The following is a 21994-nucleotide window of genomic DNA, read 5'->3' as shown; positions in this document are numbered from 1 at the left end:
CCCGATCCCGATGTCCAGCCACGCCCCTCTGCTGATCTGGTCGGTCGCCGCGCTGACCACGGCCGGCGTCCTGTTCCGCCCGTTCCGCCTGCCCGAAGCCTTCTGGGCCGCCGCCGGCGCCGTGCTGCTGTGCGTCACCGGCCTGATGGCGCTGCCCGACGCGCTGGTGGCGGTGCTGCGCGGCTATGACGTGTACCTGTTTCTCGCGGGCATGATGCTGATCTCCGAGCTGGCCCGCAAGACCGGGCTGTTCGACCATGTCGCCGCGCTCGCCGTGCGCCGGGCGCGCGGCTCGGCGCCGCGGCTGTTTCTGCTGGTGTACGGCTTCGGCACGCTGGTGACGGCATTCATGTCCAACGACGCCACCGCCGTGGTGCTCACGCCCGCGGTGCTGGCCGCCACCCGCGCCGCGCGGGTCCGGCATCCGCTGCCCTACCTGTACGCGTGCGCCTTCATCGCCAATGCCGCCAGCTTCGTGCTGCCGATCTCCAACCCGGCCAACCTGGTCATCTTCGGCGCACGCATGCCGCCGCTGGCGGGCTGGCTGGCGAGCTTCGCGCTGCCGTCGCTGGTCGCGGTGCTGGCCACGCTGGCGGCGCTGTGGTGGACGCAGCGCGCGGCGCTGGCGGAGCCCATCGAACATGACGTGCCGGTCCCGCCGCTGTCGCCGCAGGCCCGGCTGACCGCGCTGGGTATCGTGCTGACCGGCCTGATCCTGCTGGTGGCCTCGCTGCGCGGCAACGACCTGGGCTGGCCGACCTGCGCGGCGGGCGTGGCCACCCTGCTGCTGGTCTGCGCCACCCGGCGCGAGCTGCTGGTGCCGGCGCTGCGCGAGGTGTCATGGGGGGTATTGCCGATGGTCGCGGGGCTGTTCGTGCTGGTGGCGGCGCTGGAGCAGACCGTGGTGATCCGCCACCTGGCCGATGCCGTCGCAGCGGCGTCGCGCGACGGCGGCGCGCTCGCCCTGCTGGGCGCGGGCGCGGTAGTGGCGCTGGCGGGCAATATCGCCAACAACCTGCCGGCCGGCCTGATCGCTGCCTCGGCGCTGGCGGGCGGACATGCCTCGCATGCCGTGACCGGTGCAGTGCTGATCGGCATTGACCTTGGCCCCAACCTGTCCGTCACCGGCTCGCTGGCCACGTTGCTATGGCTCACGGCGCTGCGGCGCGAAGGGCATATGCTCAGCGCTGGCCAGTTCCTGCGCGTGGGGGCCGTGGTGATGCCGGCAGCGATGCTGCCGGCACTGGCGCTCTTGCTTCTTTAAGCCGCTGGCTCAGCTGGTGGCGGCGTCGTTGGCCGCGGGGGTGTTGGCGGCCTGCAGCAGGGGCCGGCGCAGGCCGGTCGCGCCATGGCGCACGGCACTGGCGTGGTGTTCCGCCACGCCAGTTTCGACCGGCGTGGCCGGAAGCGGCACTGTGACCACATGGAGCAGCATCAGGCTGCTGCACGGAAAGGCAATCGGCATGATGACGTTATTCCCGACAAAGAGTCAGGCCGCGTGCTGCAGCGGCCGGGTGCCGGCGGCTTTATGGCGGGCTGCCTGGCATTGTGCAGACATTATGTGCGCTTGTCGGCGTTGTGCGGCGCGGGCTTGAGCGATGTCATGAACTATTCACGGAGCCATGCCGACTTGTGGCGTAATCGGCCCACCGCGCCGCATCCTGCCATGCCCCCGCGCGGGTTGTGAGGCCACGGCATCTGCCATATAGTGAATCCGGCACACCCGCTGCGCAGTCATCCATCCCACCACGCATAACCATGACCAGCAAGGACGCGGCGCACCGCGCGAAGGACAGCAACGCCGGCGACGATGCCGGCCACCCCCACGCCCACGGCGTCTCGGCCCGCATCCGCGCACGGCTGGAGGCCGCGCAGGAGCGCTTCCACGCCAACGACAATATTGCGCACTACATCGAGCCGGGCGAGATGGAGCAGCTGCAGGCCGAAGTGCAGGCGCGCCTGGAAGACGTGCTGCGCGCGCTGGTGATCGACGTCGACAACGACCACAACACCCAGGAAACCGCGCGCCGCGTCGCCAAGATGTACCTGAAGGAGATCTTCGCCGGCCGCTACGCCAAGGCCCCGCCGGTGACTGAGTTCCCAAACATCGGCCAGCTCAACGAACTGATGATCGTCGGCCCGCTGCGCGTGCGCAGTGCCTGCTCGCATCACCTGTGTCCGATCATCGGCAAGCTGTGGGTAGGGGTGATGCCGAACCAGCATTCCAACCTGATCGGCCTGTCCAAGTACGCGCGGCTGGCCGAATGGATCATGTGCCGGCCGCAGATCCAGGAAGAGGCGGTGGCACAGGTCGCCGACCTGCTGCAGGAAAAGATGAATCCCGACGGCCTGGCCATCGTGATGGAGGCCGAGCACTTCTGCATGCACTGGCGCGGTGTGCGCGACACCGATGCCAAGATGACCAACAGCGTGATGCGCGGCTCGTTCCTGAAGGATGACAGCCTGCGCCGCGAGTTCCTCACACTGCTGAACCACAACCGCGGCTAGGCCGCAGGCCCCGCCACCCACCAGCCGCCACAACCGAGCGCCACGACCATGCTAGTCCGCCTGCTCTATGCCAGCCGTGCCCGCCAGGCCATCGACGCCGCCCTGCTCGACGCCATCCTGGCCGCCAGCCTGGAACGCAATCCGCGCCACGGCATCACCGGGGTGCTGTGCCACGGCAACGGCATCTTCCTGCAGGCGCTGGAAGGCGACCGCCAGGACGTGTCACAACTGTTCCAGTCGATCGCACGCGACCCGCGCCACCACGACGTGACTCTGCTGCATTTCGAGGAAACCTGCACGCGCGACTTTGCCGGCTGGGCAATGGGCCAGGTCAACGCGGCGCGCATCAACACCGCCACCCTGCTCAAGTTCTCGGCGCGGGCCGAACTGGACCCGTACCGCACCTGCGGTGCGGCGTCGCTGGCATTGCTCAAGGAGCTGATCGCCGGCGCGTCAGTCGTGTCGCGCGCCGGCGAACGCGGACGGCACTGAGCCGCGCCGCCAGGCCTGCGGCGCGCTTCTGTCACCAGCGCGCTAGGCGGTCACCTGGCCGAACAGGCCGCATTCCAGGTCGCTCTCGAATTCCTCGACCCAGACCGAATCGGGGCCTGCCTCATAGATGCTGGTCTTGTCCGTGCCCACCCGGCGCACGCTGACGCGCCGCACCCCGGCCTCGTGGCTTTCCTCGAAAATCTCGAACATCTCGGCCGCCAGCCCGACATGCCTGCATACCTGCAGGACCTGTTGCTGCTCGTCGGCGGGAAATTCGGTGAACGGTCTCGTTGCCATGGCATCCTCCGTCAAGGTTGAGATCGCCGCTTGCGCGCAGCGCTGATGCGCGTGGTGCCCATGCACCACGCCTGGAAAAGACATGCCGCGGCCGTCGGCCGGCGGCACACCGCGCGCTCGCCGCACAACGGCGGCGAGCCGCAAAACCTCCTGGGAGGCAGTCGTTCGGACTCGGCGGACTCAGCTCTTGCGCTGGGTCACTGCCACGAACGGGGCCGGTGCGTGCTGGACGGACTGGCTGCCGCAGTTCGGGCAGTTCGGATGGGCAGAGGCGTGTTCCGCGAGATGCTCGGTTTTCTCGAACATATGGCCGCACTTCTCGCAGCGGTATTGGTAGACGGGCATGGCGTTCCCCAAACGCGGTGCACGCGCCGCGGGGCGCGCGTCAGCTTCATTCTAGGACAGCGGTCCGGGCCCCGAAGCGTGAAAGTTCGCGCTGCCGGAGCCGGCACGCTGCGTGCACGCGGCGATGTCACCGCGAATTCACTTTCTCTCGCCGCGCTCCTGCCTGCGCTATGTGAATGCGTCTTCCGCCGCGCATTGACATCAGGCAAATGGCTGGTCGCGCTCGCCGCGGAACAAGCGCCGCAATGCTGCGCAAACCCAGGTCAAGCATCGCGGCATGGCGCCGTTCTATTGGCAGGTCACGCATTTCCCGAACTGGCCATGTCCATGCCCGCCTCACGCAAGTTCCCTGAACTAGCAGAATTACGATTCAAGGGGGCGCGGAACATAGCCAGAATTTCGGATTTGTCGTGGCGCAATTGCCCAGTGCAACCGGCGTGAACCGGTTGCCGCCCATCCGGAGATAGCTATGTACGACGGAGTCTTGCGTATCGCCCTGGCGGACGACCACCCGCTGGTCGTGGCCGCCCTGCGCGACTGCCTGCAGCGCAGCGGCAATGTCCAGATCAGCTGCGAATGCCGCAGCGGCACCGAGTTGCTCGGCGCGCTGGACCAGCATCCCGCCGATATCGCCATCACCGATTTCTGCATGGGCCACGGCGATACCTCGCTGGACGGTTTCAACCTGCTGGGCCGCCTGGCGCGCCGCCATCCGCTGACGCGCGTGGTGGTGATCAGCGCCCAGTCCAATCCCGCCATCATCCGCCGCGCCATGAAGCTTGGGGTGCGCGCCTTTGTCAGCAAGGAAGACCACCTTGAGGAGGTCATGCGCGCCTGCATCCACGTCGCATCCAGCGGCAGCTGCTTCTATTCGCCTGCGGTGCACGCCATCCTGCAACACGCCAGGCTCGCCGGCGCACCGGCCACCGAACTGACGCAGCGCGAACTGGAAGTGATCCGGCTCTATGCGCAGGGCCTGCAGCTGACCGACATCGCCGGCAAGCTCGGCCGCTCGGTCAGCACCATCTCCAGCCAGAAGACCGTGGCCATGCGCAAGCTGGGGGTGCAGACCAATACCGGGCTGATCCGCTACGCCTATGAAAACCGCCTGATCTGACACGGCCCGACCCGCCGATGCAGCAAACCGTCGACCGTACCCGTGAAACCCTGGCCAGCGCCTTCGATGCGCTTGCCGACAACGCGCGCCGCCAGCAACACCTGTACTCAGTGACCATCGCGGTGCTGACCGCGATCGTGCTGTTCTCCGGCTTGCTGCTTGCCGGCCTGGCGACGGGACAGCACCTGGATTACCGCCGCAGCGACGTCTCGCGGTACGTCAGCTCGGTCTCGCAGTTGCTGCATAACGAGTCCTCGTTCCTGCGGCGCACCGTGCTGAGCATCCGCTACCACCTGGATGCGCCCGCACCGGAGCCGTCGCGCGATGCCGCCTTCGGGGCCTTCCGGCGCACCGGCACCGCCAGCCTCCACATCGACGCCGTGCGCAAGGACTATCACCTGCTTGCCGCCGAGGCAACGCGGCAGCGCTGGGGGGCCGGGCTGCCGGCGCAGTTCGTGCGGCTGCGGCAGATTGCGCTGGCTGCAGTGGCCACGCAACAGGCGTTCGATCTCGACCACGGGGCCTATGCGGTCGCGCTGAACGAAGACAGCGCCGTGCTCATCAGCCAGCCCGAGGCCGGCGCGCGCGCACCGCTCGCGCCCGAGCCGACGCTGATCCCGCTGCTGCGCACGCGGCTGACGCAGGCGCTGCAGGCGCGCACCGGCCGCGCCGTGCCGGCGCGCGGCCAGCAGGTCTGGGTGGGTCCGCTGCGCCACCCGGTGGACAACGCCCCCGTCATGATGCTGGCCGGCGCCGCCTATGCCGGCGACACGCCCACCATGCTGGTGGCCGCCTGCGTGCCCCTCCAGGCGTTCCTGGCCGAATTGCAGCGCCCGGATGATCCGGCGCTGCTGGCGCTGCTCAATGCAGCCGGCGAGATCATCGATGTATCGCCGCGCGACTGGCCGGCAGCACCGGCCAGCGTCCATGATGTGGCAGCCGGCGCGCGCCTGCTGTCGCACAACACGCTGGATGTCACGCCATCGGGCGTGCGGCTGGTGCAGGTGCTGCCGGCCGGCTTCGGGCGGCTGGTCTACCACCTGCCGTACCGCAGGCTGGGTGCGGCACTGGCAGCGGAACTGGCCGTGATCGCCGGCGCCATGCTGCTGCTGACCGGCGCCATTGGGCTGGCCGCGCGCTACTGGAGCCGGCACCTGCTGCGACGCACGGACGCAGAAGCCTCGCGCGCGCTGGAAAGCGAGCTGATGAACCACGTGCTGGTCAATGCCACGCCGGTCGGCCTGTGCATCGTGCGCCAGCACGACTACGCCGTACTGACGTCAAACCCGCTGGCCTGCATGCTGCTGCAATGGCAGCCCCATGGACACCTGCCCGATGCGGTAGCGCAAGCGTTCAACCGACAGCCGTGCGTTGGCGACAGCGGGCACGCATCCATTTCCAGCTTTACCGTCGCGGCACCGCCGTGCGCGCCGGCAGATGAGCCACCCGGCCCCGGCGACGCCAGACAGCGCTTCCTGCAAATCACCTACACGCCGGCGCGCTACCGCGAGGAAGCGGTGCTGTTCTGCGCCGTGCAGGACTGCACGGCGCAACAGGCACTGCAAGAGCAACTGCGCTCCGCCCAGCAGGCCACCGAGGCGATGATGCGCGCACGCTCGATCTTCTTCGCCGCGATGAGCCACGAGATCCGTACGCCGCTGAACGCATTGCTGGGCAACCTGGAGCTGCTCGCGCGCGGCAGCAGCCTGGCAGCACACGCGCCCCGGCTCAGGGCACTGGACACCGCCGCCGAGGCGCTGCGCCGGATCGTCAACGATGTGCTGGACTTTTCCAAGATCGATGCCGGCGAGCTCGGGCTGGTCAACGCGCCCTTTCGCCCCGTGGAAGCGCTGGAAAGCGTGGCGCTGACCCATGCGCCGATGGTGGCCGGCCGTCCCATCCGCTTTCACCTGCAGCTGTCGCCATCGCTGGATGCGGAGGTCACAGGCGACCGCATGCGCCTGGTGCAGGTGTTCAACAACCTGCTGGGCAACGCCTTCAAGTTTACCGCCAGCGGGCGCGTCACCGTAAGCGGCGAGCTGCGCCAGGACCACCACGGCACGCAGCGGCTGGTCTGCCGCGTCAGCGATTCCGGCATCGGCATGCCGCCGTCGCTGGCGGCACGCGTGTTCCAGCCGTTCGTGCAGGGCGATGCGGCGACCGCCAGCCGCTACGGCGGCACTGGCCTGGGCTTGTCGATCTGCGCCCGGCTGTGCGAGCTGATGGGCGGCAGCATCAGCGTGGACAGCGTGCCGGACGTGGGCAGCGCGTTCACGGTCTCGGTGCCGCTGCCGCCGGCCGCTGGCACGCCGCGGCCGCTGGTCCCGGCCGCCGCGGCGCAGTGCGGCGACGTGGTCGTGCTGTGCCAGGACATGCGCACCGGCGAGGCCCTGGCCGCGTGGCTCGCCACGGCAGGCTGGCGTGCCGATGTGCTGGCATCGCAGGGGGCCGCGCTGGCGTCCTTCCAGGTCAAGGTGCCACGCGTCATCGTCGCCACGGAAGAGTATCCCCTGGCGGCGCTGGCCGGCCTGCGCGATGCGGCAATGGTGCCGGTTGTGTGGGTGACGCCGGAGGGCCCGCATCGGCTGCGCCAGTGCGCCCCCGGCATCCACGAAGTCACGGCCTACAGCCACCGCGCGCTGATCGACTGCGTGGCCCAGGCGGCCGCGGGCGCCACGCCGCCGCTGGCGCCGGCTGATGGCAACACGCCGGCGGCGCAGGCGTTCCCGGCGCCGGCCGCGGAGCCGCTGACAATTCTTGTGGCCGAGGACAATCCGCTGAACCAGACACTCGCCGCCGAACAGCTGCAGGCACTTGGCTGCCGCCCGATCATTGCAGGAAACGGCAGACAGGCATTGGCGGCGCTGGAGAACACGCACATCGACGCGGTGCTGACCGATATCCATATGCCAGTCATGGACGGCCTCGCGCTGCTGCGGGCGGTGCGCGCGCAGCACCCCGGCATGCCGGTACTGGCCTTCAGCGCATTCACGTGCGGCGAGCCGTCGGCAGACTGGCGCCTGCGCGGCTTTTCCGGTTTTGTCGCCAAGCCGGCGTCGCTGCAGGACCTGCAAGCGTGCCTGGATGGCCTGCCCCGCCGCAGCCATGCCGCGGCCCCGCCTCCTGCCACCCATGACGATCCGGCTACGGCCTCGCACGCCGAAGCCGCCGATCGCTGTCGCTATGAAGCCATGCTGCGCCGGCAATTGCAGCAGGACTTGCCAGCGTTGGCGCACATCATTGCGCAGCAGGACCTGCCGGCATTGCGGCACTGGGCCCACGCCGCGGCCGGCGCCTTCATGATCGTGCGCCGCCAGCGCATCGTCGAGGCATGCCAGGCACTGGAAACACTGTGTGACGCGGCGCAGGCGTGGACCCCGGCCGCCGCAGCCGCTGCCGAAGCCCTGCTGGAACGGCTGGGCGGCTACGTGCAGGCCGCCGCAGCGGGATAGTGCGCCCGGCGCGCTGCGCTCTACCACAATTAGCGGATTTGCGAGCATCGCCACGCGGGACGATAATGGCAATGCTGCGCCGTGGCCGTCCTGGCCATGCCTGACCGATGCTGGCGCGGCATTGTCTTCAATGTCTCTCCCCATGCAGCCAGAACACGGCCTTCCCCAGCCACAGCGGACCTGGGCGATCCTCACTGTTTTCTTCGGCCTGATCATGGCCGTGCTCGATGGCTCGATCGCCAACATCGCCCTGCCCTCGATCTCGCGCGAGCTGCAGGCCGATCCGTCCAGCACGATCTGGGTGGTCAACGCTTACCAGCTGACGGTGACCGTGTGCCTGCTGCCGCTCTCGTCGCTGGGGGACATCCTTGGCTACAAGCGCGTGTACCGGGCGGGGCTGGCCACCTTCCTGGTGGGCTCGCTGCTGTGCGCGCTGGCGGTCAACCTGCCGATGCTGGTGGCAGCGCGCGTGCTGCAGGGCATCGGCGGCGCCGGCATCATGAGCGTCAACACCGCGCTGGTGCGCTTTATCTACCCGCCCACGCGCCTGGGCCGCGGCATCGGGCTGAACGCGCTGGTGGTCGGCGTGACCATCGCCGTGGGCCCGTCGCTGGGCGCGCTGATCCTGGCGGTCGCCAGCTGGCAATGGCTGTTCGCGGTCAACGTGCCGGTGGCGATCGTCGCGCTGGTGCTGAGCCGCACTTCGCTGCCGGCGACGCCGCCGCAGCCGCGCGAGTTCGACTACCCCAGCGCGCTGCTGTCGGCGCTGGTGTTCGGCATGTTCATCCTCAGCGTCGATGTCCTGGGCCATGCCGGCTGGCGCATCGCAGGCGCTGCCGGCATGGCCGCTGCCGTGGCGCTGGGTTGGCTGCTGGTGCGGCGCCAGCACGGCCGCGCCGCGCCGCTGGTGCCGGTGGACCTGTTTGCCACCCGCGCCTTCACGCTGGCGGTGGGCACCTCGTTCTGCTCCTTCATGACGCAGATGCTGGCCTTTATCGCGCTGCCGTTCTATCTCGAATACCAGCTCGGCCGCTCCCTCCAGGAAACCGGCCTGCTGATCACGCCCTGGCCGCTGATGGTAGCCGTGATGGCCACGGTGTCGGGCCGGCTGTCGGACCGCTATCCGGCCAGCATCCTGGCTGGCATCGGGCTGGTCATGCTGGCGTGCGGACTGGTCGGGCTGGCCACGCTCGGCCCGGACGCCGGCAGCCTGGACATCGTCTGGCGCATGGCGATGTGCGGCACGGGCTTCGGCTTCTTCCAGTCCCCCAACAACCGCGCCATGATCGGCGCCACGCCGCCCGAGCGCAGCGGCGGCGCCAGCGGCGCGCAGGCGACCACGCGGCTGCTGGGGCAGACCACCGGCACAGCGGTGGTGGCGCTGCTGTTCAGCCTGGCGCCGACCGGAGCGGCGCGCATTGCGCTGTATCTGGCGGCAGTGGTGGCGGCGCTGGGGGCCTTGATCAGCCTGAGCCGCTTGCGCGATGCCGGCGGCGCGGAGCCGGTGCGGGGTGCGGTGGAACCGGACGCCTGACCAGCGCTTGCGTGCGCCCTCTCCGGCAAGCGGGAGAGGGGAGCAAACCCTCGGGGTTTAAGGGTCTACTCTGCCTTCGCCCCCGACTCCTTCACCACCCGCGCCCATTTCGCAATCTCCTGGCGCTGGTACGCCGCCAGTTTCTCCGGCGTGCCCAGGATCGGATCCAGCCCCAGCGTCTTCAGCTTCGCCTGCACATCGGGCAGCGTGAAGATGCGGTTGAGTTCGGTGTTGAGCTTGGCCACCACGTCCTTCGGCGTATTGGCCGGCGCGAACACGGCGAACCATGAATCGGCTTCAAAGCCCGGCAAACCCTGCTCGGCCAGCGTCGGGATATCCGGCGCCGAGGCCGAGCGCTTCGCGCTGGTAATGCCCAGCGCGCGCAGCTTGCCCTCGCGCACCACGGGCAGCGCTGACGGCAGGTTGTCGAACATCATGGTGATATGGCCGCCGAGCAGGTCGGGGATGGCCATGGCGCGGCCTTTGTAGGGCACGTGCGTAATCTTGACGCCGGCCATCGAATTGAACATTTCCCCGGCCACGTGCGGCGAGGTGCCGACGCCGGGGGTGCCGAAGGTCAGGCCGCCCGGCCTGGACTTTGCCAGCGCGATCAACTCGGCCACGCTCTTTGCCGGCACGCCGGGATTGACCACCAGCACGTTCGGCGTCGAGGCGATCAGGACCACGGGGGCGAAGTCCTTGATCATGTCGTACGGCATCTTGCTGTACAGCGCGCCGTTGATCGAGTGCGTGCCGACGGTGCCAAGCGCCAGCGTATAGCCGTCGGCCGGCGCGTGCGCCACCGCTTCGGCGCCGATATTGCCGCCCGCCCCCGGCTTGTTGTCCACCACCACCGGCTGACCCCATGCGGGCGAGATCTTTTCCGAGACGATGCGCGCGAGCGTGTCGGGCGCGCCGCCGCTGGGGAAGCCGACCACGATCCGGATCGGCTTGGCGGGATAGCCTTGTGCCAGCGCGGGGGCCGCGCTCACCAGGGCGGACGCGGCGAGCACTGCCGCGGCAACGGTACTGAAACGCATGGATTCTCCTCCTGTTGCCGGCGGCTGCATGGCTGCCCGCATTGTGAAGACGGCGGCCAATGCCACCGCCGGGACCTGCCAGGACTACTCGTGCCCTCAGACCGCGATGCCGCCGAACTCTTGCATCACCTTGTCATGCAGGCGGCGCATGCCGCGCAGCCAGCGGTCGTAGTCCTGGCCCTTGCGGCGATAGTACTCAAGCACTTCCGGGTGCGGCAAGATCAGGAAGCGCTCGTCGGCCACCCCTTCCAGCGTCACCGCGGCGACGTGCTCGGCGGTGACCGAACCTTCCTGCAGGAAGCCCTTGCGCTCGCCCTTCTCGCCGAACAGCATGTTGGTCTGCACGCCTTGCGGGCAGATGCAGCTGACCTTGATGCCGCGGTCGCCGTAGGTGATCGACAGCCACTCGGCAAAGCCGATGGCGGCGTGCTTGGTCACCGCATACGGCGCCGAGCCGATCTGCGACAGCAGGCCCGCGGCCGACACCGTATTGATGAAGTAGCCGTCGCCGCGCTCCAGCATCTGCGGCAGCACCGCCTTGGCCGCGTGGATATGCGCCATCACGTTGATTTCCCAGATGCGCTGCCAGTCGTCGGCGCTCGCCTCCAGCCCCTTGCGCAGGATGATGCCGGCGTTGGAGCAGAAGATGTCGACCTGGCCAAAGCGGCGCGTGGCCTCGTCGGCCAGGCCCTGCACGGCGGCCGCATCGGCCACGTCGACCGGCTGGGCGAACACCTGGCACGCAGGCACCGCGGCCTGGACTTCGGCGGCAACTGCGGCGGCGCCCGCCGCGTTCAGGTCGGCCACGGCCACGCCGCGCGCGCCGGCCTGCGCAAAGGCCAGCGCCAGCGCGCGCCCGATGCCGGTGGCCGCGCCAGTCACCACGACGGTCTTGTTGCGTACTTCCATGGGTTGTCTCCTCGTTGAATTCGGTGCGCGCACTACGCGTTGGAGGCGTGGGTGCGCGTATCAGGGTCCGGCTGCGCGGAAGCAAAGCGGGCGGTCGCGCGCGCGCCGCCCGGCTGCCACAGCCGCGCCTGCAGGGTCTCGGCCAGTTCGCGGATGCGCGGGCCCAGGTTGCTTTCCAGGATCTCGGGCGACAGCCGTGTCGCGGCGCCGCCGATATTCAGCGCCAGCACCTCGCTGCTGCCCGCCAGGCGCAGCGGCGCGGCGGCGCCGCTGACGGTGCGGTCCCATTCGGCATGCGCCACGCAGAAGCCGCGCCCTGCGTGGTCACGCAGCGCACGGTCGATGCCGGCGCGCACGCCGGGCCAGCGCGTGCCGTAGTGGCGCGCCAGTTCGGCCAGCGCGGCCTCGCGGTGATCGGCATCGAGCCCTGCCAGCCAGGCGCGGCCGATCGCAGACGTGGCCATCGGCAGGCGCGCGCCCGGCGCCAGCCGGATCACCAGCGCCCCGCGCGGCTGGCAGCTTTCCAGGTAGACCATGGCGTGCCGGTCCGGCATGGCCAGTGCCACCGTGCAATCGGTGGTAAACGCCAGCGACTGCATCAGCGGCTGCGCGATCTCGCGGATGCCGGCGCCGCCTATATAGCGGTGGCCAAGCGCCATCGCGCCCTGCCCCAGCCGGTACTTCTCGGTGGCTTCGATGTAGGTGAGATAGCCGAGCGTGGCCAGCGTGTAGGTGAGCCGCGACACGGTCGGGCGCGGGATGCCGGTGCGCCGCGACAGCTCGGCGTTGCCCAGGTAATCGTCCTGCGGCCCAAAGGCGCGCAACAGCTCCATGCCGCGTGCCAGCGCGGTGACGAAGTTGCGGTCGTCGGCGCAGGCATGACCCGCCTGCGCGTCGTCGGCCGGCACCAGGGTATGCGCGGCATCGGGCGGCGGGGTTGGAATGGTAGTGGTGCGTTTCATGGCAGGCGGTCGGGAAGAGAACATTGATAGCAGCAACGGGGCTGCGCAGGGACCGCTATGTAGGGAAAGCATGCCGGCCAGAAGCAGCGTTTATAGAGATGAATCAAAAGGTTAGCGAGACTTTCCCAGGCAAGATAGGGCACGAAGGCATGCAGATACGGCCTAATAGAATCAGTAAGTTGCCGCAGCTCACTAAATCCCAGCAGACGGAAAGTCGACGGCCACCTCACGCTCTAACGAGAGTTCATGATGGTGGATTGCCGTGCGCCACGATTACTGGCCCTATGGCACCACTGACAAGAACAAATAGGCCGCAAATATCACGAGGTGAACCACGCCTTGCAGGATGGTAGAACGGCCCATACCGAGGGTCAGGGTCAGCACGATCAACGTCAGGAACAGCAACACAATATCCTTGCCACCGAGCCCCAGCGCAAGCGGCTGGCCGGTCCAGATGAAGACAGCGGCTACCGTCGGAATGGTCAGGCCGATACTGGCCAGCGCTGAGCCCAGCGCCAGGTTCAGGCTTGTCTGGATGCGATCGGCGCGCGCCGCACGCAATGCCGCCAGGCATTCGGGCAGCAGCACGAGCGCGGCAATCACGATACCCACCACCGCCGGCGGAGCACCCGCTGACAGAATGGCGTTCTCCACCGACGGCGACAGCAACTTTGCGAGTCCAACAACCGCCACCAGGCAGACCATCAGCAGCAGGCCACTTGCCATCGCCACGCGCGCAGGCGGCGGCGGAAGGTGCTCGTTTTCATCCGAGCTGCCTTCCGCCAGGAAATAGTCGCGATGGCGCACGGTCTGCACGAAGACGAAGCATCCGTACAGCACCAGCGACATCACGCCTGAAAAGCCCAGTTGTGCGGGTGTCAGCATCGGCCCTGGCGTGGAACTCGTGAAGCTCGGCAACACCATTGTCAGCACCAGCAGCGTGGCCAGCACCGCCATGGCCGCATTGGCTCCCGGCGCCTGGAAGGCCTGCTCGCGATGATGAAGGCCGCCTACAAACAGGCACAGCCCGACGATGCCGTTGCAGATGATCATTACCGCCGCAAACACGGTGTCGCGCGCAAGTCCCGCATTCTCCGGGCCGGAAGAGAGCATGACCGAGACGATCAGCGCCACTTCGATGACCGTGATCGCAAGGGCCAACACCAATGTACCGAACGGCTCGCCGACCTTGTGGGCGACAACTTCGGCGTGGTGAACGCTCGCAAAGACGGCGCCGGCCAGGGTGATACCCATCAGGGCGATCAGCCAGCCTTGGCCGGAGAGCAGTACACCGGCAACCAGCGTAGCCGAGGCAATGCACGGCGCAACGATGGTCCATGCAGGCAATTTGTTGGGGTTGATTGTCATCGCTGCATGCTCCTTCCGTTCTTGCTTTTGATGTGAGAGTCCGCACGGGGCGGTCGCAGACGAGCCGCGGCTGCAGTGGAGCTCGCGGCCGAAGCCTTGCAAGCGATACAAGAATAGGATTATTGCGTTTGGGTGGGCAACCGCGTCGGTGGATGTCTGCGTGTCATTTAGATCATGTTCTCCTGCTGGCAGCACCACCGCGCGCCAACACTCCTGAATCCCTGGCACCACTTTTCCCCCTTCACGATCGCTGAATCTTGCGGTCGTGTCTCGCCCTTTTGACCTTGGGTGCCGCCGGTGGCGGGGGCAGGCCCAGCGGTGCAGCAAGGCGTTCGGCTTGCCCCGGCAGGCGCTCGGAACCGGCGCCAGCGTGCGCACGGTCAGGCTGCACGACCCGATGCTTCAAGCTCTCGAGCTGCTCCCACAGTGCGCGCGCCAGCCGGTTCTGCTCCAGCGCGATGGCGCGTACGGCGTCGGGATCTGCAGGAAGATCGGAAGGGGCCAGGACGGCAGGCATGCCGCCATGGTGTCCGGCTGCCGCAGCGTTTCCAATGTCATATGACGCATTCGTGCCTGAATCCTCGGATGCCGCCGAATTACCCCTTTGGCTCCGCCATTGCGAAACGCTACATCCGTAGCGGCGCCCAAACCAGCGGGAAAATGCGCTCAATGATGAAAATCCCACCAGCGTCGCGACTTCAGACAGCGGCCGATCGTCGCTATCGATATACCGCTTCACCAGGTCCTCCCGCACAGCGTCGACGATAGCCAGGTAGCTTTCGCCGTGCTGCGCGAGGCGGTCCTGCGACCGACGCCCAGATGCTGCGCCACGCGATCCACTGAACAGGTGCCCGAAGGAAGCAGCGTGATGACAAGCCTCCTTACCTTGTCGGGCATTGTCGCGTTGGACTGAGCCAGCATCGCATCCAGGTACCGGCGCACCTGCTGTGCCATGACCGGATCGTAGGCCGGGATTGCGACCTCAAGATCGGCCGCGTGGCACACAAGACCATCAAAATCCTGACCGAACAGAACCGGGGCTCCAAACACCCGCGCGTACATGGCGAGGCTGGCGGGAGCAGCATGCGTGAAGCAGATGGTACGAGGCCTCCACGCCACGCCGAGAAGCGTGCTCAGCGTCCTGTGCACGACGCCCAGCACCAATTGCATCGCCTGCCGCGTGGCGCCGGCGTGGCCGCCAAGCAGGTCCTCGCGGATGATGACGATGCCCTCTGCTTCCTCGATGCGCATGTGAAGCGCTTCGTTCTGCAGCCGCAGGTAGTGTGACACCGAGTCGAGCGCCTTGCGTAGCGTGGGCTGCTCCTGCATCACAAAACCGAGCGGCCCAAGGTTGGAGAGCTGGCGGGTCTCCGCCATACGCAGGCCAAGATCCTCGATGCCTGCGGCCTCGGCCGATGCCTCCAGCAGGCGCCCCACCGCCTCGGCTGGAATCATGGTGTCCGAGGCCAATAACGCAGACCGGTCAATTCCGGCATCACTCAAGTGCCGATAGGGATCAATCCCGACGGATCGCGCCACCCGGACGTAGTCGGTCAGCGCGGCACTGCGAACTAAGTAGGCCATAAGGTTTTCCCGTACTGCCCAATATGTAAATTCAAACTCCCGGGATGTCAAATTGGCAATCGGCCGGTATCCGATACTTGCCTCCGGATACACCAGGCGCGCACACGCGGCGCGCCAGTCAAGGAGACGAGTAATGAGCGATAAGACGAGCGGCATGGCTACCCCGGTCTGCGATCACCTGCGCGCGACCGGCAACTGGAATCCGGCCTGGGATCCCATCGCGGAACTGGATCCTGCCTGGGCAGAGAAATTCATGGCGATGGGTGCGCACACGGTGATGTCTGGCGTGCTGGAGCCAAAGGTGCTCGAGTTCATCGCCATCGCAGTGGACGCGTCCTGCACGCATATGTATGCGCCGGGCACGCGCCGCCACATCCGCAAGGCGCTCGAACTTGGCGCCACCAGGGCAGAGATTGCTGCCGTGCTGCAGGCGGTGAGCGTGCTCGGCATCCATACCAGCAGTCTGGGGGCACCAATTCTTCTGGAGGAACTGGCGGCCATCGAGCAGGCCGGGACGACCAGCACCCGGGCCGCCGCCTGAGTACCAATCCGCTCCCCCACCAAATCCCTTAATCCACGTACCTTATCGAGGACGACAGACCATGCATTTCCTAGACGACTCCCTGCTGCCCGAGAACCAGGAAAAACTCGTGATCCAGGTCGCGCCGTACGGCCCGCAATGGATCCCCGGCGACTCGGACGATATCCCGGTCACGATGGACGAGCAGATCCAGAAGGCGCTCGACTGCTACAACGCCGGCGCCACCGTGCTGCACGTGCATGTGCGCGAAGCCGACGGGAAGGGTAGCAAGCGCCTGTCCATGTTCAATGAAATGCTGGCCCGCCTGCGCGAAGCCGTGCCCAACATGGTATTGCAAGTGGGCGGTTCCATCTCGTTCGCTCCGGAAGATGAAGGAAAGGCCGCCAGGTGGCCCAGTGACGACACGCGCCATATGATTGCGGAGCTCGATCCCCGGCCGGACCAGGTCACCGTTGCCATCAATACCGGCCAGATGAACATCATGGAGTTGATGACTGAGGCCGACATCGCCGGCACCTCGCTCACCAATCCCGCAGTGCAGGCGGCGTACCGGGACATGGTCTCCCCGTCCAATCCGTCGTGGCATGAGGAACACATCAGGCGGCTGGTGGCTAATGGTATTCAGCCTCAATTCATGCTTGGCAATCTGGCGCAACTGGAAACGCTCGAGCGCCTGATCCGCAGGGGGCTGTACCAAGGTCCGCTGAACCTGAATTACGTGGCCATAGGCGGCGGCGCTTCAGGCCTGCACCCGGCCGACATGCTCGAGTTTGCCCGACGCACGCCAGATGGTGCGGTGCTCACGCTGGAAACCCTGAACCGCAACGTGGTGCCAATGAACACCATGGCCATTGCATTGGGCCTGCATGTGCGCGTCGGCATCGAGGACACACTGTTCGGCCCCGACCGGGAACGCGCGACCTCGGTGCAACAGATCGAGAAGATGGTGCGCATTGCGCGCGAACTCAACCGCGACATCGCCACTGGCGAAGATGCCCGCCGCATCTACCAGATCGGCACCCACTGGAAATCCACCGACGAGACGCTGAAAGCCTTGGGCATGGTGCCCAACCGTGTGCCAGCGCAGCGCGGTGTTCCTTTGCGCAAGGCCGCGTAAGCCGGCGAGTCCCGGACGGACTGCGGCAGCGAACCGAATTCCGTCCGGCCCGCACCCAATGGCCCTGTGCTCTGGAGACATCTGATGTTCTGGAAGAAAAGCCCCTCTGCCGTTCTGGCGACGCTGTTGACGATCCATCTTCTCGCGCACATCGACCGTAACGTGCTGCTGGGATTCTCGCCGCAAATCATCAAGGATCTGGCGATCAACAATGCGCAATACGGATTTCTGGTCGGCGCGGTCTGGGTGCTGAGCTTCGGCGTCATGGCGATGTTCATGGGCACGCTCGCGGATCGCTTCAGCCGGACGCGGATCATCGCGGCCGGCGTGCTGATCTGGAGCATCTGCACCTGGGCCTCTGGCCATGCACAGACCTTCGAGCAAATGGCGATCGCACGCTTGTTCGTTGCCAGCGGCGAAGCTGCGCTGGTGCCAGCGGCGGTGGGCTTGCTGGCCGAGTTGTTCTCCGAGAAGCGGCGCGGCACGGCGATGGGCTTGTTCTTCATGGGCATTCCCCTGGGCATCGGCTGCAGCTTCCTGCTGGCCGGCACTTTTGGTGCTACATCGGCATGTGCGTGGGCTTCTTCCTGCCGCTGGCGCTTTACGGCCCAGCCAATGCGGCGCTCGCGGGCATGACGCCGCAGAAGATGCGCTCGACAGTCTCTGGCTTCACGATGCTGTGCATCAATGTCTTCGCGATCGCCATTGGCACCGTGGCCGTGGGCGCCGCGGCAGACCATCTGATCGCAAATGGCACCACTGCGCCGCTGACCCGCGTACTGCTGGCCACGGATGTGCTGGCTATCGCTTCGGCACTGTTCTTCGCACTGGCCGCGCGCGCATCGTGCAAGCAGCCCGCCATCGACATGCGACCCCTGCAGACGACAAGGTAAGGAACCATTGCCACAGCATGATCTTCCCGCGAAGCCCCCGCCCCGGGGCATGAGAGCGCTACCCGGGCTGGGCGTTGGGACCAGATGACCACGCAAGAGCGGAAAGGCCAGATCCGTCCTTCGTCACCTGCGAGATCCGAAGCGTGAACCGGCATTTTGATCTACGTCAATCTCACCCGGCAAAGGCGGCCTATTGTGATTATGAGGCGCCGGGAGTGCGATACAAGTCCGGACTCAAGGGTCTACCTGACCCGCCTCACAGGAGGACTCCATGGCCAACCCACTTGCTGTCTGGCATACCGACCATATCCATTTCGCCAGATTACTCGACCTGCTGGAACAGCAGGTAAGCGCCTTTCACCGGGAAGAACCGCCAAACTACGGGTTGATGGGCACCATCATCGGTTACCTGCGCAAGTATGGCGATCTTGTGCACCACCCTCGCGAGGATGTCGCGTACGCGCTAATCGTCGATCGAGAGCCGGGCATGCGGATTGTTTTGAGCCGGCTCCTGCAAGAACACCGTGTGATTGCCACGGTCGGCGAAGAACTGCTCAACCGTCTTCACGAAGCAGAAAATGAGATCGTCACGTCCAGAACGGCTCTGGAAGCCGCTGCGGCCATGTACTTGGTCTACTATCGCAATCATCTCTTCACCGAGGAAAAGCAGGTCATGCCGCGGGCCGCTCAGCTCCTGACTGAAGAGGACTGGGCAGAGATAGCCGCCACTGATCCGGCCAGTTCCGATCCACTATTTGGAGCCAATGTAGAAGAGCGATTCTCAACGTTGCGCCAACAGATCGATGCGGAAGCGAAAGCATAGACTGGCTGGCGACGCAGCACACGTCCTATCGGCAGCCATGGCATCAAGTTGTCAACCTGCCTGAAACCCGTTGTCAGCCTGGCCCTGAGAACCCGGCGGGGAAACACCCCGCTTCATCACCGCAATCACCGCCCCTAAAATCTGCATCCCCCGCTGAATCTGCTCCACCGTCAAACTCGCATAACCCAGCACCAACCCGGCCGCCCGATACGGTCCCTGAGACCGAGCCCCTGCAAACAACGGTGATACCGGGTAGACCCCCACATCCTTGCTGCGCGCAGCGGCCACCAGCGCTGTCTCGTCCTGAGGCCGCAGCGACGGCAACCACAGCACCACATGCAGCCCCGCCGCCGTACCGCAGACTTCGGCGTCCCCTGGCAGGTGGCGTGCGACGCCATCCAGCAAGGCCGCTCGCCGGCGCTCGTTTTCCCGGCGCGTGCGCCGCACATGGCGTTCGTAGGCACCGCTTTCGATCAGCGCTGCCAGCACGCGCTGCTCCAGCACGGGCGCATGGCGGTCAGCCAGCCGCTTGGCCTGCCGGAACACCGGCACCAGTTCGGGCGGCAGCACCAGGTAGCCGAGCCGCAGTTGCGGGGACAGCGCCTTAGAGAACGTGCCGACGTAGATCACGCGGCCGTCGGTGTCGATCGAGCGCAGCGTGTCGATCGGGCGCTGGCCGTAGCGGAACTCCCCGTCGTAGTCGTCTTCGATGATCCAGGCATCGTGGCGCTGCGCCCAATGCAGCAGGTCCAGGCGCCGGCCGATCGGCAGCACGCCCCCTAGCGGGAACTGGTGCGATGGGGTCACGTACACCAGGCGGACACGATCGTCCTGGGGAAGGCTGGCAGTATCCAGGCCATGCCCGTCCACTGGCGTGGCCTGGCACCTGGCGCCGGTGGCTTCGAAGCAGCGCCTTGCCATCAGGTAGCCAGGGTCTTCGAAGGCAAAGGCATCGCCGGCATCCAGCAGCAGCCGTGCGCACAGGTCGATGGCCTGCTGCGAGCCATGTACCACCAAAACCTGTTCGGCCTCGCAGGCCAGTCCCCGGGCACGTCGCAAATAGCCCTGGAGGGCGCGTCGCAGCGATGCCTCACCTTCGGGCGGGGCGTAGGACAGGCTGTTTTGCTGACGCAGCAGCTCAGCCTGGTAGGCACGCCGCCAAGCCAACGTTGGAAAGTCCCGGGAAGCCACCGCCCCATACAGGAAGTCGAAGCGAACCGGTTCAGCCTGCAGCGGTGCTGGCAAGCCGAGCCCCGCCACGCGGCGCCCGAATTCGGACAGGGTTGGGGCGGACCTGGCGCGCCGGCCTGCGGTCATCCCGGCGGGTGCCGGTGCCGCCAACGGGCTGGCAATTCGGGCCGCCCGCCCCACCGCCGTGACGAGGAAGCCCTCGGCCGCCAGTTGTTCATAGGCGGCGGTGACGGTGGTACGCGATACCCCCAACTCGGACGCCAGCGCTCGCGTGGACGGCGCCCGGGCGCCCGGCGGCAGTGTGCCGTCCGCGATCTGGGCACGCAGAAGATCGTAGATGCGGCGTCCCGCGCCCGTGGCTCCGGGCCGGTTACCGGCTGGCTGGCGTGACTGGTCCATAAAGAATCCCGAAAACTGGACCTTCTGATTGTGCCAGTTGTCGGCGAGAGTATCGAATATTCCATCGCTTCCGATTCCGCGCCATGTACATTCCTGCCCACTTTGCTGAAAACCGTCCAGAGGAACTGAGCCGCATCATCCACAAGCACCCGCTGGGGATGCTGATTACGCAAGGCAGCGCCGGACTGGATGCCGACCACATCCCGTTCGAGTTCGATCCCGGCGAGGGAACCCACGGCGTGCTCACTGCCCACGTGGCCCGCGCGAACCCACTCTGGCAGCGTTGCCCCACCGGCTCGCCGGTCATGGTCGTCTTCCGGGGCGCCGAGGCCTATGTCTCGCCCAACTGGTACCCGAGCAAGCATGAGGCGCACCGCCAGGTGCCGACCTGGAACTACGAGGTAGTGCACGCGCACGGCACGATCACCGTGCAGGACGACGAGCGTTTCGTCCGCCGCCTCGTTGCGCGTCTGACACGGCGGCACGAGGCGGTCGAACCCAGGCCCTGGAAGATGGGGGACTCCGCACCAGAGTACATCGACAGCATGCTGCGCAACATCGTGGGCATCGAGATCGCCATCACTTCGCTGGTGGGCAAGGTCAAGCTCAGCCAGAACAGGGCGTTGCGGGACCGCTTCAGTGCCGCCGACACCCTGGAGGCTCGGGGGCATGGCGAACTTGCGCAGTCCATGCGCAAGGCTGGTTGAATTGCCCTCTTGCAACCCGTGAATGACTGGCCCCGGCCCGCGCTCAGCTTTGCCTCACCATTGACGAACACCACACCATGTCATTCGTCCCCTTCCTGATCGCTGCCATCGTTCTCGCCATCACCCCCGGCCCGGCCATCGCCTATGTCGTTGCACGAACGGTGGCTGGCGGCCGATCCGAGGGCCTGGCTTCATGCTTCGGCACCGCCCTTGGAGGCTTGCTCCATGTGCTCGCGGCGGCCTTGGGCCTGTCGCTGGTCATTGCCCAGTCGGCACTGGCATTCAACCTGCTCAAGTATCTGGGTGCGGCTTATCTGGTGTACCTGGGGATTCGCATGTTGATGCGCAAGCAAGCGCCGGTCACGCTCGAAATTATGCCATCCAAAGGTGCGCGCCGCGCTCTGGCCGAGGGCATCATGGTCGAAGTCCTGAACGTCAAGACGGCGCTATTCTTTCTGGCGTTCCTGCCGCAGTTTGTCTCGGCGAGCGAATCTCCGGTGCCGCAGTTGGTGCTGCTGGGCTGCATTTGCGTAGCGCTCAATACGCTGGTTGACGTTGTTGTCGTGTTTGCCGCGCATCGTCTGCTCAAGTCTGGCGCCGCCCGCGAAGCTCGCGCCCGCTTGATGGCCCGGATGTCGGGTGTCACAATGCTGGGCTTGGGCGCCTTCCTGGCGCTGGCCCGGCGCGAGGCATAGACAGGGGGCCGTTCGCCCCC

The 21994-nt window shown here is 66.7% G+C and carries 23 protein-coding genes; 13 read left to right on the top strand and 10 right to left on the bottom strand.

What is annotated here, in order from left to right; all coding sequences use genetic code 11:
* Positions 1 to 10: 10 nt before the first annotated feature.
* Complete coding sequence (locus A3A5_RS0101415; protein ID WP_018308880.1) at positions 11 to 1264, top strand: arsenic transporter; 1254 nt, start codon at positions 11 to 13, stop codon at positions 1262 to 1264.
* 9 nt (positions 1265 to 1273) lie between these two features.
* Here A3A5_RS0101415 and A3A5_RS0101410 read toward each other — a convergent pair whose 3' ends face one another.
* On the bottom strand, positions 1274 to 1465 hold the full coding sequence (locus A3A5_RS0101410) for a hypothetical protein (RefSeq protein WP_010812791.1): 192 nt from the start codon (positions 1463 to 1465) through the stop codon (positions 1274 to 1276).
* A 293-nt stretch (positions 1466 to 1758) separates the two neighbouring features.
* On the opposite strand from A3A5_RS0101410, the gene folE reads away from it, so the two are divergent.
* Positions 1759 to 2508, top strand: a complete 750-nt coding sequence (gene folE, locus A3A5_RS0101405; RefSeq protein WP_018308879.1) for a GTP cyclohydrolase I — start codon at positions 1759 to 1761, stop codon at positions 2506 to 2508.
* A 48-nt stretch (positions 2509 to 2556) separates the two neighbouring features.
* Complete coding sequence (locus A3A5_RS0101400; protein WP_018308878.1) at positions 2557 to 3000, top strand: BLUF domain-containing protein; 444 nt, start codon at positions 2557 to 2559, stop codon at positions 2998 to 3000.
* A gap of 42 nt (positions 3001 to 3042) precedes the next feature.
* Here the strand turns inward: A3A5_RS0101400 and A3A5_RS0101395 are convergent, their stop codons facing one another.
* Positions 3043 to 3297, bottom strand: a complete 255-nt coding sequence (locus A3A5_RS0101395) for a hypothetical protein (RefSeq protein ID WP_026200342.1) — start codon at positions 3295 to 3297, stop codon at positions 3043 to 3045.
* A 180-nt stretch (positions 3298 to 3477) separates the two neighbouring features.
* Positions 3478 to 3642 carry a zinc ribbon domain-containing protein gene (locus tag A3A5_RS0101390; RefSeq protein ID WP_010812787.1) on the bottom strand — a complete coding sequence of 55 codons (165 nt, stop codon included), beginning with the start codon at positions 3640 to 3642 and terminating at the stop codon, positions 3478 to 3480.
* 469 nt (positions 3643 to 4111) lie between these two features.
* Between A3A5_RS0101390 and A3A5_RS0101385 the strand changes: the two genes are divergently transcribed.
* The 3 genes from A3A5_RS0101385 to A3A5_RS37495 all read left to right on the top strand — a co-directional run bounded on the left by A3A5_RS0101385 (position 4112) and on the right by A3A5_RS37495 (position 9745).
* Positions 4112 to 4759: a response regulator transcription factor gene (locus A3A5_RS0101385; RefSeq protein WP_018308876.1), complete on the top strand. Its 648-nt coding sequence runs from the start codon at positions 4112 to 4114 to the stop codon at positions 4757 to 4759.
* 17 nt (positions 4760 to 4776) lie between these two features.
* Complete coding sequence (locus A3A5_RS0101380) at positions 4777 to 8211, top strand: hybrid sensor histidine kinase/response regulator (protein ID WP_018308875.1); 3435 nt, start codon at positions 4777 to 4779, stop codon at positions 8209 to 8211.
* Between the two features lie 142 nt (positions 8212 to 8353).
* Positions 8354 to 9745, top strand: coding sequence for an MFS transporter (locus A3A5_RS37495; RefSeq protein ID WP_018308874.1), 1392 nt, complete (start codon positions 8354 to 8356; stop codon positions 9743 to 9745).
* A gap of 65 nt (positions 9746 to 9810) precedes the next feature.
* Here A3A5_RS37495 and A3A5_RS0101370 read toward each other — a convergent pair whose 3' ends face one another.
* The 6 genes from A3A5_RS0101370 to A3A5_RS40685 form a co-directional block, all read right to left on the bottom strand.
* The gene (locus A3A5_RS0101370; protein WP_018308873.1) at positions 9811 to 10785 is read right to left on the bottom strand and encodes a tripartite tricarboxylate transporter substrate binding protein; all 975 of its coding nucleotides are present in this window, start codon (positions 10783 to 10785) and stop codon (positions 9811 to 9813) included.
* A 96-nt stretch (positions 10786 to 10881) separates the two neighbouring features.
* Entirely contained in the window at positions 10882 to 11694 is an 813-nt protein-coding gene (locus A3A5_RS0101365) for an SDR family oxidoreductase (protein ID WP_018308872.1), read from the bottom strand.
* A gap of 32 nt (positions 11695 to 11726) precedes the next feature.
* Positions 11727 to 12656 carry an IclR family transcriptional regulator gene (locus A3A5_RS0101360; protein WP_018308871.1) on the bottom strand — a complete coding sequence of 310 codons (930 nt, stop codon included), beginning with the start codon at positions 12654 to 12656 and terminating at the stop codon, positions 11727 to 11729.
* 282 nt (positions 12657 to 12938) lie between these two features.
* The gene (locus A3A5_RS0101355; RefSeq protein ID WP_018308870.1) at positions 12939 to 14024 is read right to left on the bottom strand and encodes a calcium:proton antiporter; all 1086 of its coding nucleotides are present in this window, start codon (positions 14022 to 14024) and stop codon (positions 12939 to 12941) included.
* Between the two features lie 241 nt (positions 14025 to 14265).
* Positions 14266 to 14790, bottom strand: a complete 525-nt coding sequence (locus tag A3A5_RS45545) for a helix-turn-helix domain-containing protein (RefSeq protein ID WP_369797733.1) — start codon at positions 14788 to 14790, stop codon at positions 14266 to 14268.
* Positions 14760 to 15608: an AraC family transcriptional regulator gene (locus A3A5_RS40685; RefSeq protein WP_063829949.1), complete on the bottom strand. Its 849-nt coding sequence runs from the start codon at positions 15606 to 15608 to the stop codon at positions 14760 to 14762. The genes A3A5_RS45545 and A3A5_RS40685 overlap by 31 nt, the downstream gene beginning before the upstream one ends.
* Positions 15609 to 15741: 133 nt before the next feature.
* Here A3A5_RS40685 and A3A5_RS0101345 point away from each other — a divergent pair, with 133 nt between their 5' ends.
* The 5 genes from A3A5_RS0101345 (at position 15742) to A3A5_RS0101330 (ending at position 18982) form a co-directional block, all read left to right on the top strand.
* The gene (locus A3A5_RS0101345; RefSeq protein WP_018308868.1) at positions 15742 to 16149 is read left to right on the top strand and encodes a carboxymuconolactone decarboxylase family protein; all 408 of its coding nucleotides are present in this window, start codon (positions 15742 to 15744) and stop codon (positions 16147 to 16149) included.
* A 61-nt stretch (positions 16150 to 16210) separates the two neighbouring features.
* Positions 16211 to 17266, top strand: a complete 1056-nt coding sequence (locus A3A5_RS0101340; protein WP_018308867.1) for a 3-keto-5-aminohexanoate cleavage protein — start codon at positions 16211 to 16213, stop codon at positions 17264 to 17266.
* Positions 17267 to 17350: 84 nt separating this feature from the next.
* Positions 17351 to 17902 (top strand): MFS transporter, encoded by a 552-nt coding sequence (locus tag A3A5_RS37485; RefSeq protein ID WP_018308866.1) that lies wholly within the window; start codon positions 17351 to 17353, stop codon positions 17900 to 17902.
* On the top strand, positions 17842 to 18159 hold the full coding sequence (locus A3A5_RS44345) for a hypothetical protein (RefSeq protein WP_232431241.1): 318 nt from the start codon (positions 17842 to 17844) through the stop codon (positions 18157 to 18159). Before A3A5_RS37485 ends, A3A5_RS44345 begins: the two co-directional genes overlap by 61 nt.
* A 271-nt stretch (positions 18160 to 18430) precedes the next feature.
* A complete protein-coding gene (locus A3A5_RS0101330) occupies positions 18431 to 18982 on the top strand; it encodes a hemerythrin domain-containing protein (protein WP_018308864.1) in 552 nt (183 codons plus the stop codon).
* Between the two features lie 51 nt (positions 18983 to 19033).
* On the opposite strand, the gene A3A5_RS0101325 is transcribed toward A3A5_RS0101330, so the two are convergent.
* The gene (locus A3A5_RS0101325; protein WP_018308863.1) at positions 19034 to 20572 is read right to left on the bottom strand and encodes a PLP-dependent aminotransferase family protein; all 1539 of its coding nucleotides are present in this window, start codon (positions 20570 to 20572) and stop codon (positions 19034 to 19036) included.
* Between the two features lie 83 nt (positions 20573 to 20655).
* On the opposite strand from A3A5_RS0101325, the gene A3A5_RS0101320 reads away from it, so the two are divergent.
* Together A3A5_RS0101320 and A3A5_RS0101315 are read left to right on the top strand one after the other, a co-directional pair.
* Positions 20656 to 21279 (top strand): FMN-binding negative transcriptional regulator, encoded by a 624-nt coding sequence (locus tag A3A5_RS0101320; protein ID WP_018308862.1) that lies wholly within the window; start codon positions 20656 to 20658, stop codon positions 21277 to 21279.
* 77 nt (positions 21280 to 21356) lie between these two features.
* Positions 21357 to 21974: a LysE family translocator gene (locus A3A5_RS0101315; RefSeq protein WP_018308861.1), complete on the top strand. Its 618-nt coding sequence runs from the start codon at positions 21357 to 21359 to the stop codon at positions 21972 to 21974.
* Positions 21975 to 21994: the final 20 nt, after the last annotated feature.

It is taken from the genome of Cupriavidus sp. UYPR2.512 (assembly GCF_000379565.1).
Classification (GTDB): Bacteria; Pseudomonadota; Gammaproteobacteria; order Burkholderiales; family Burkholderiaceae; genus Cupriavidus.
Note: the sequence above shows the minus strand (reverse complement) of the source record. Positions and strands in the feature narration are given on the sequence as shown.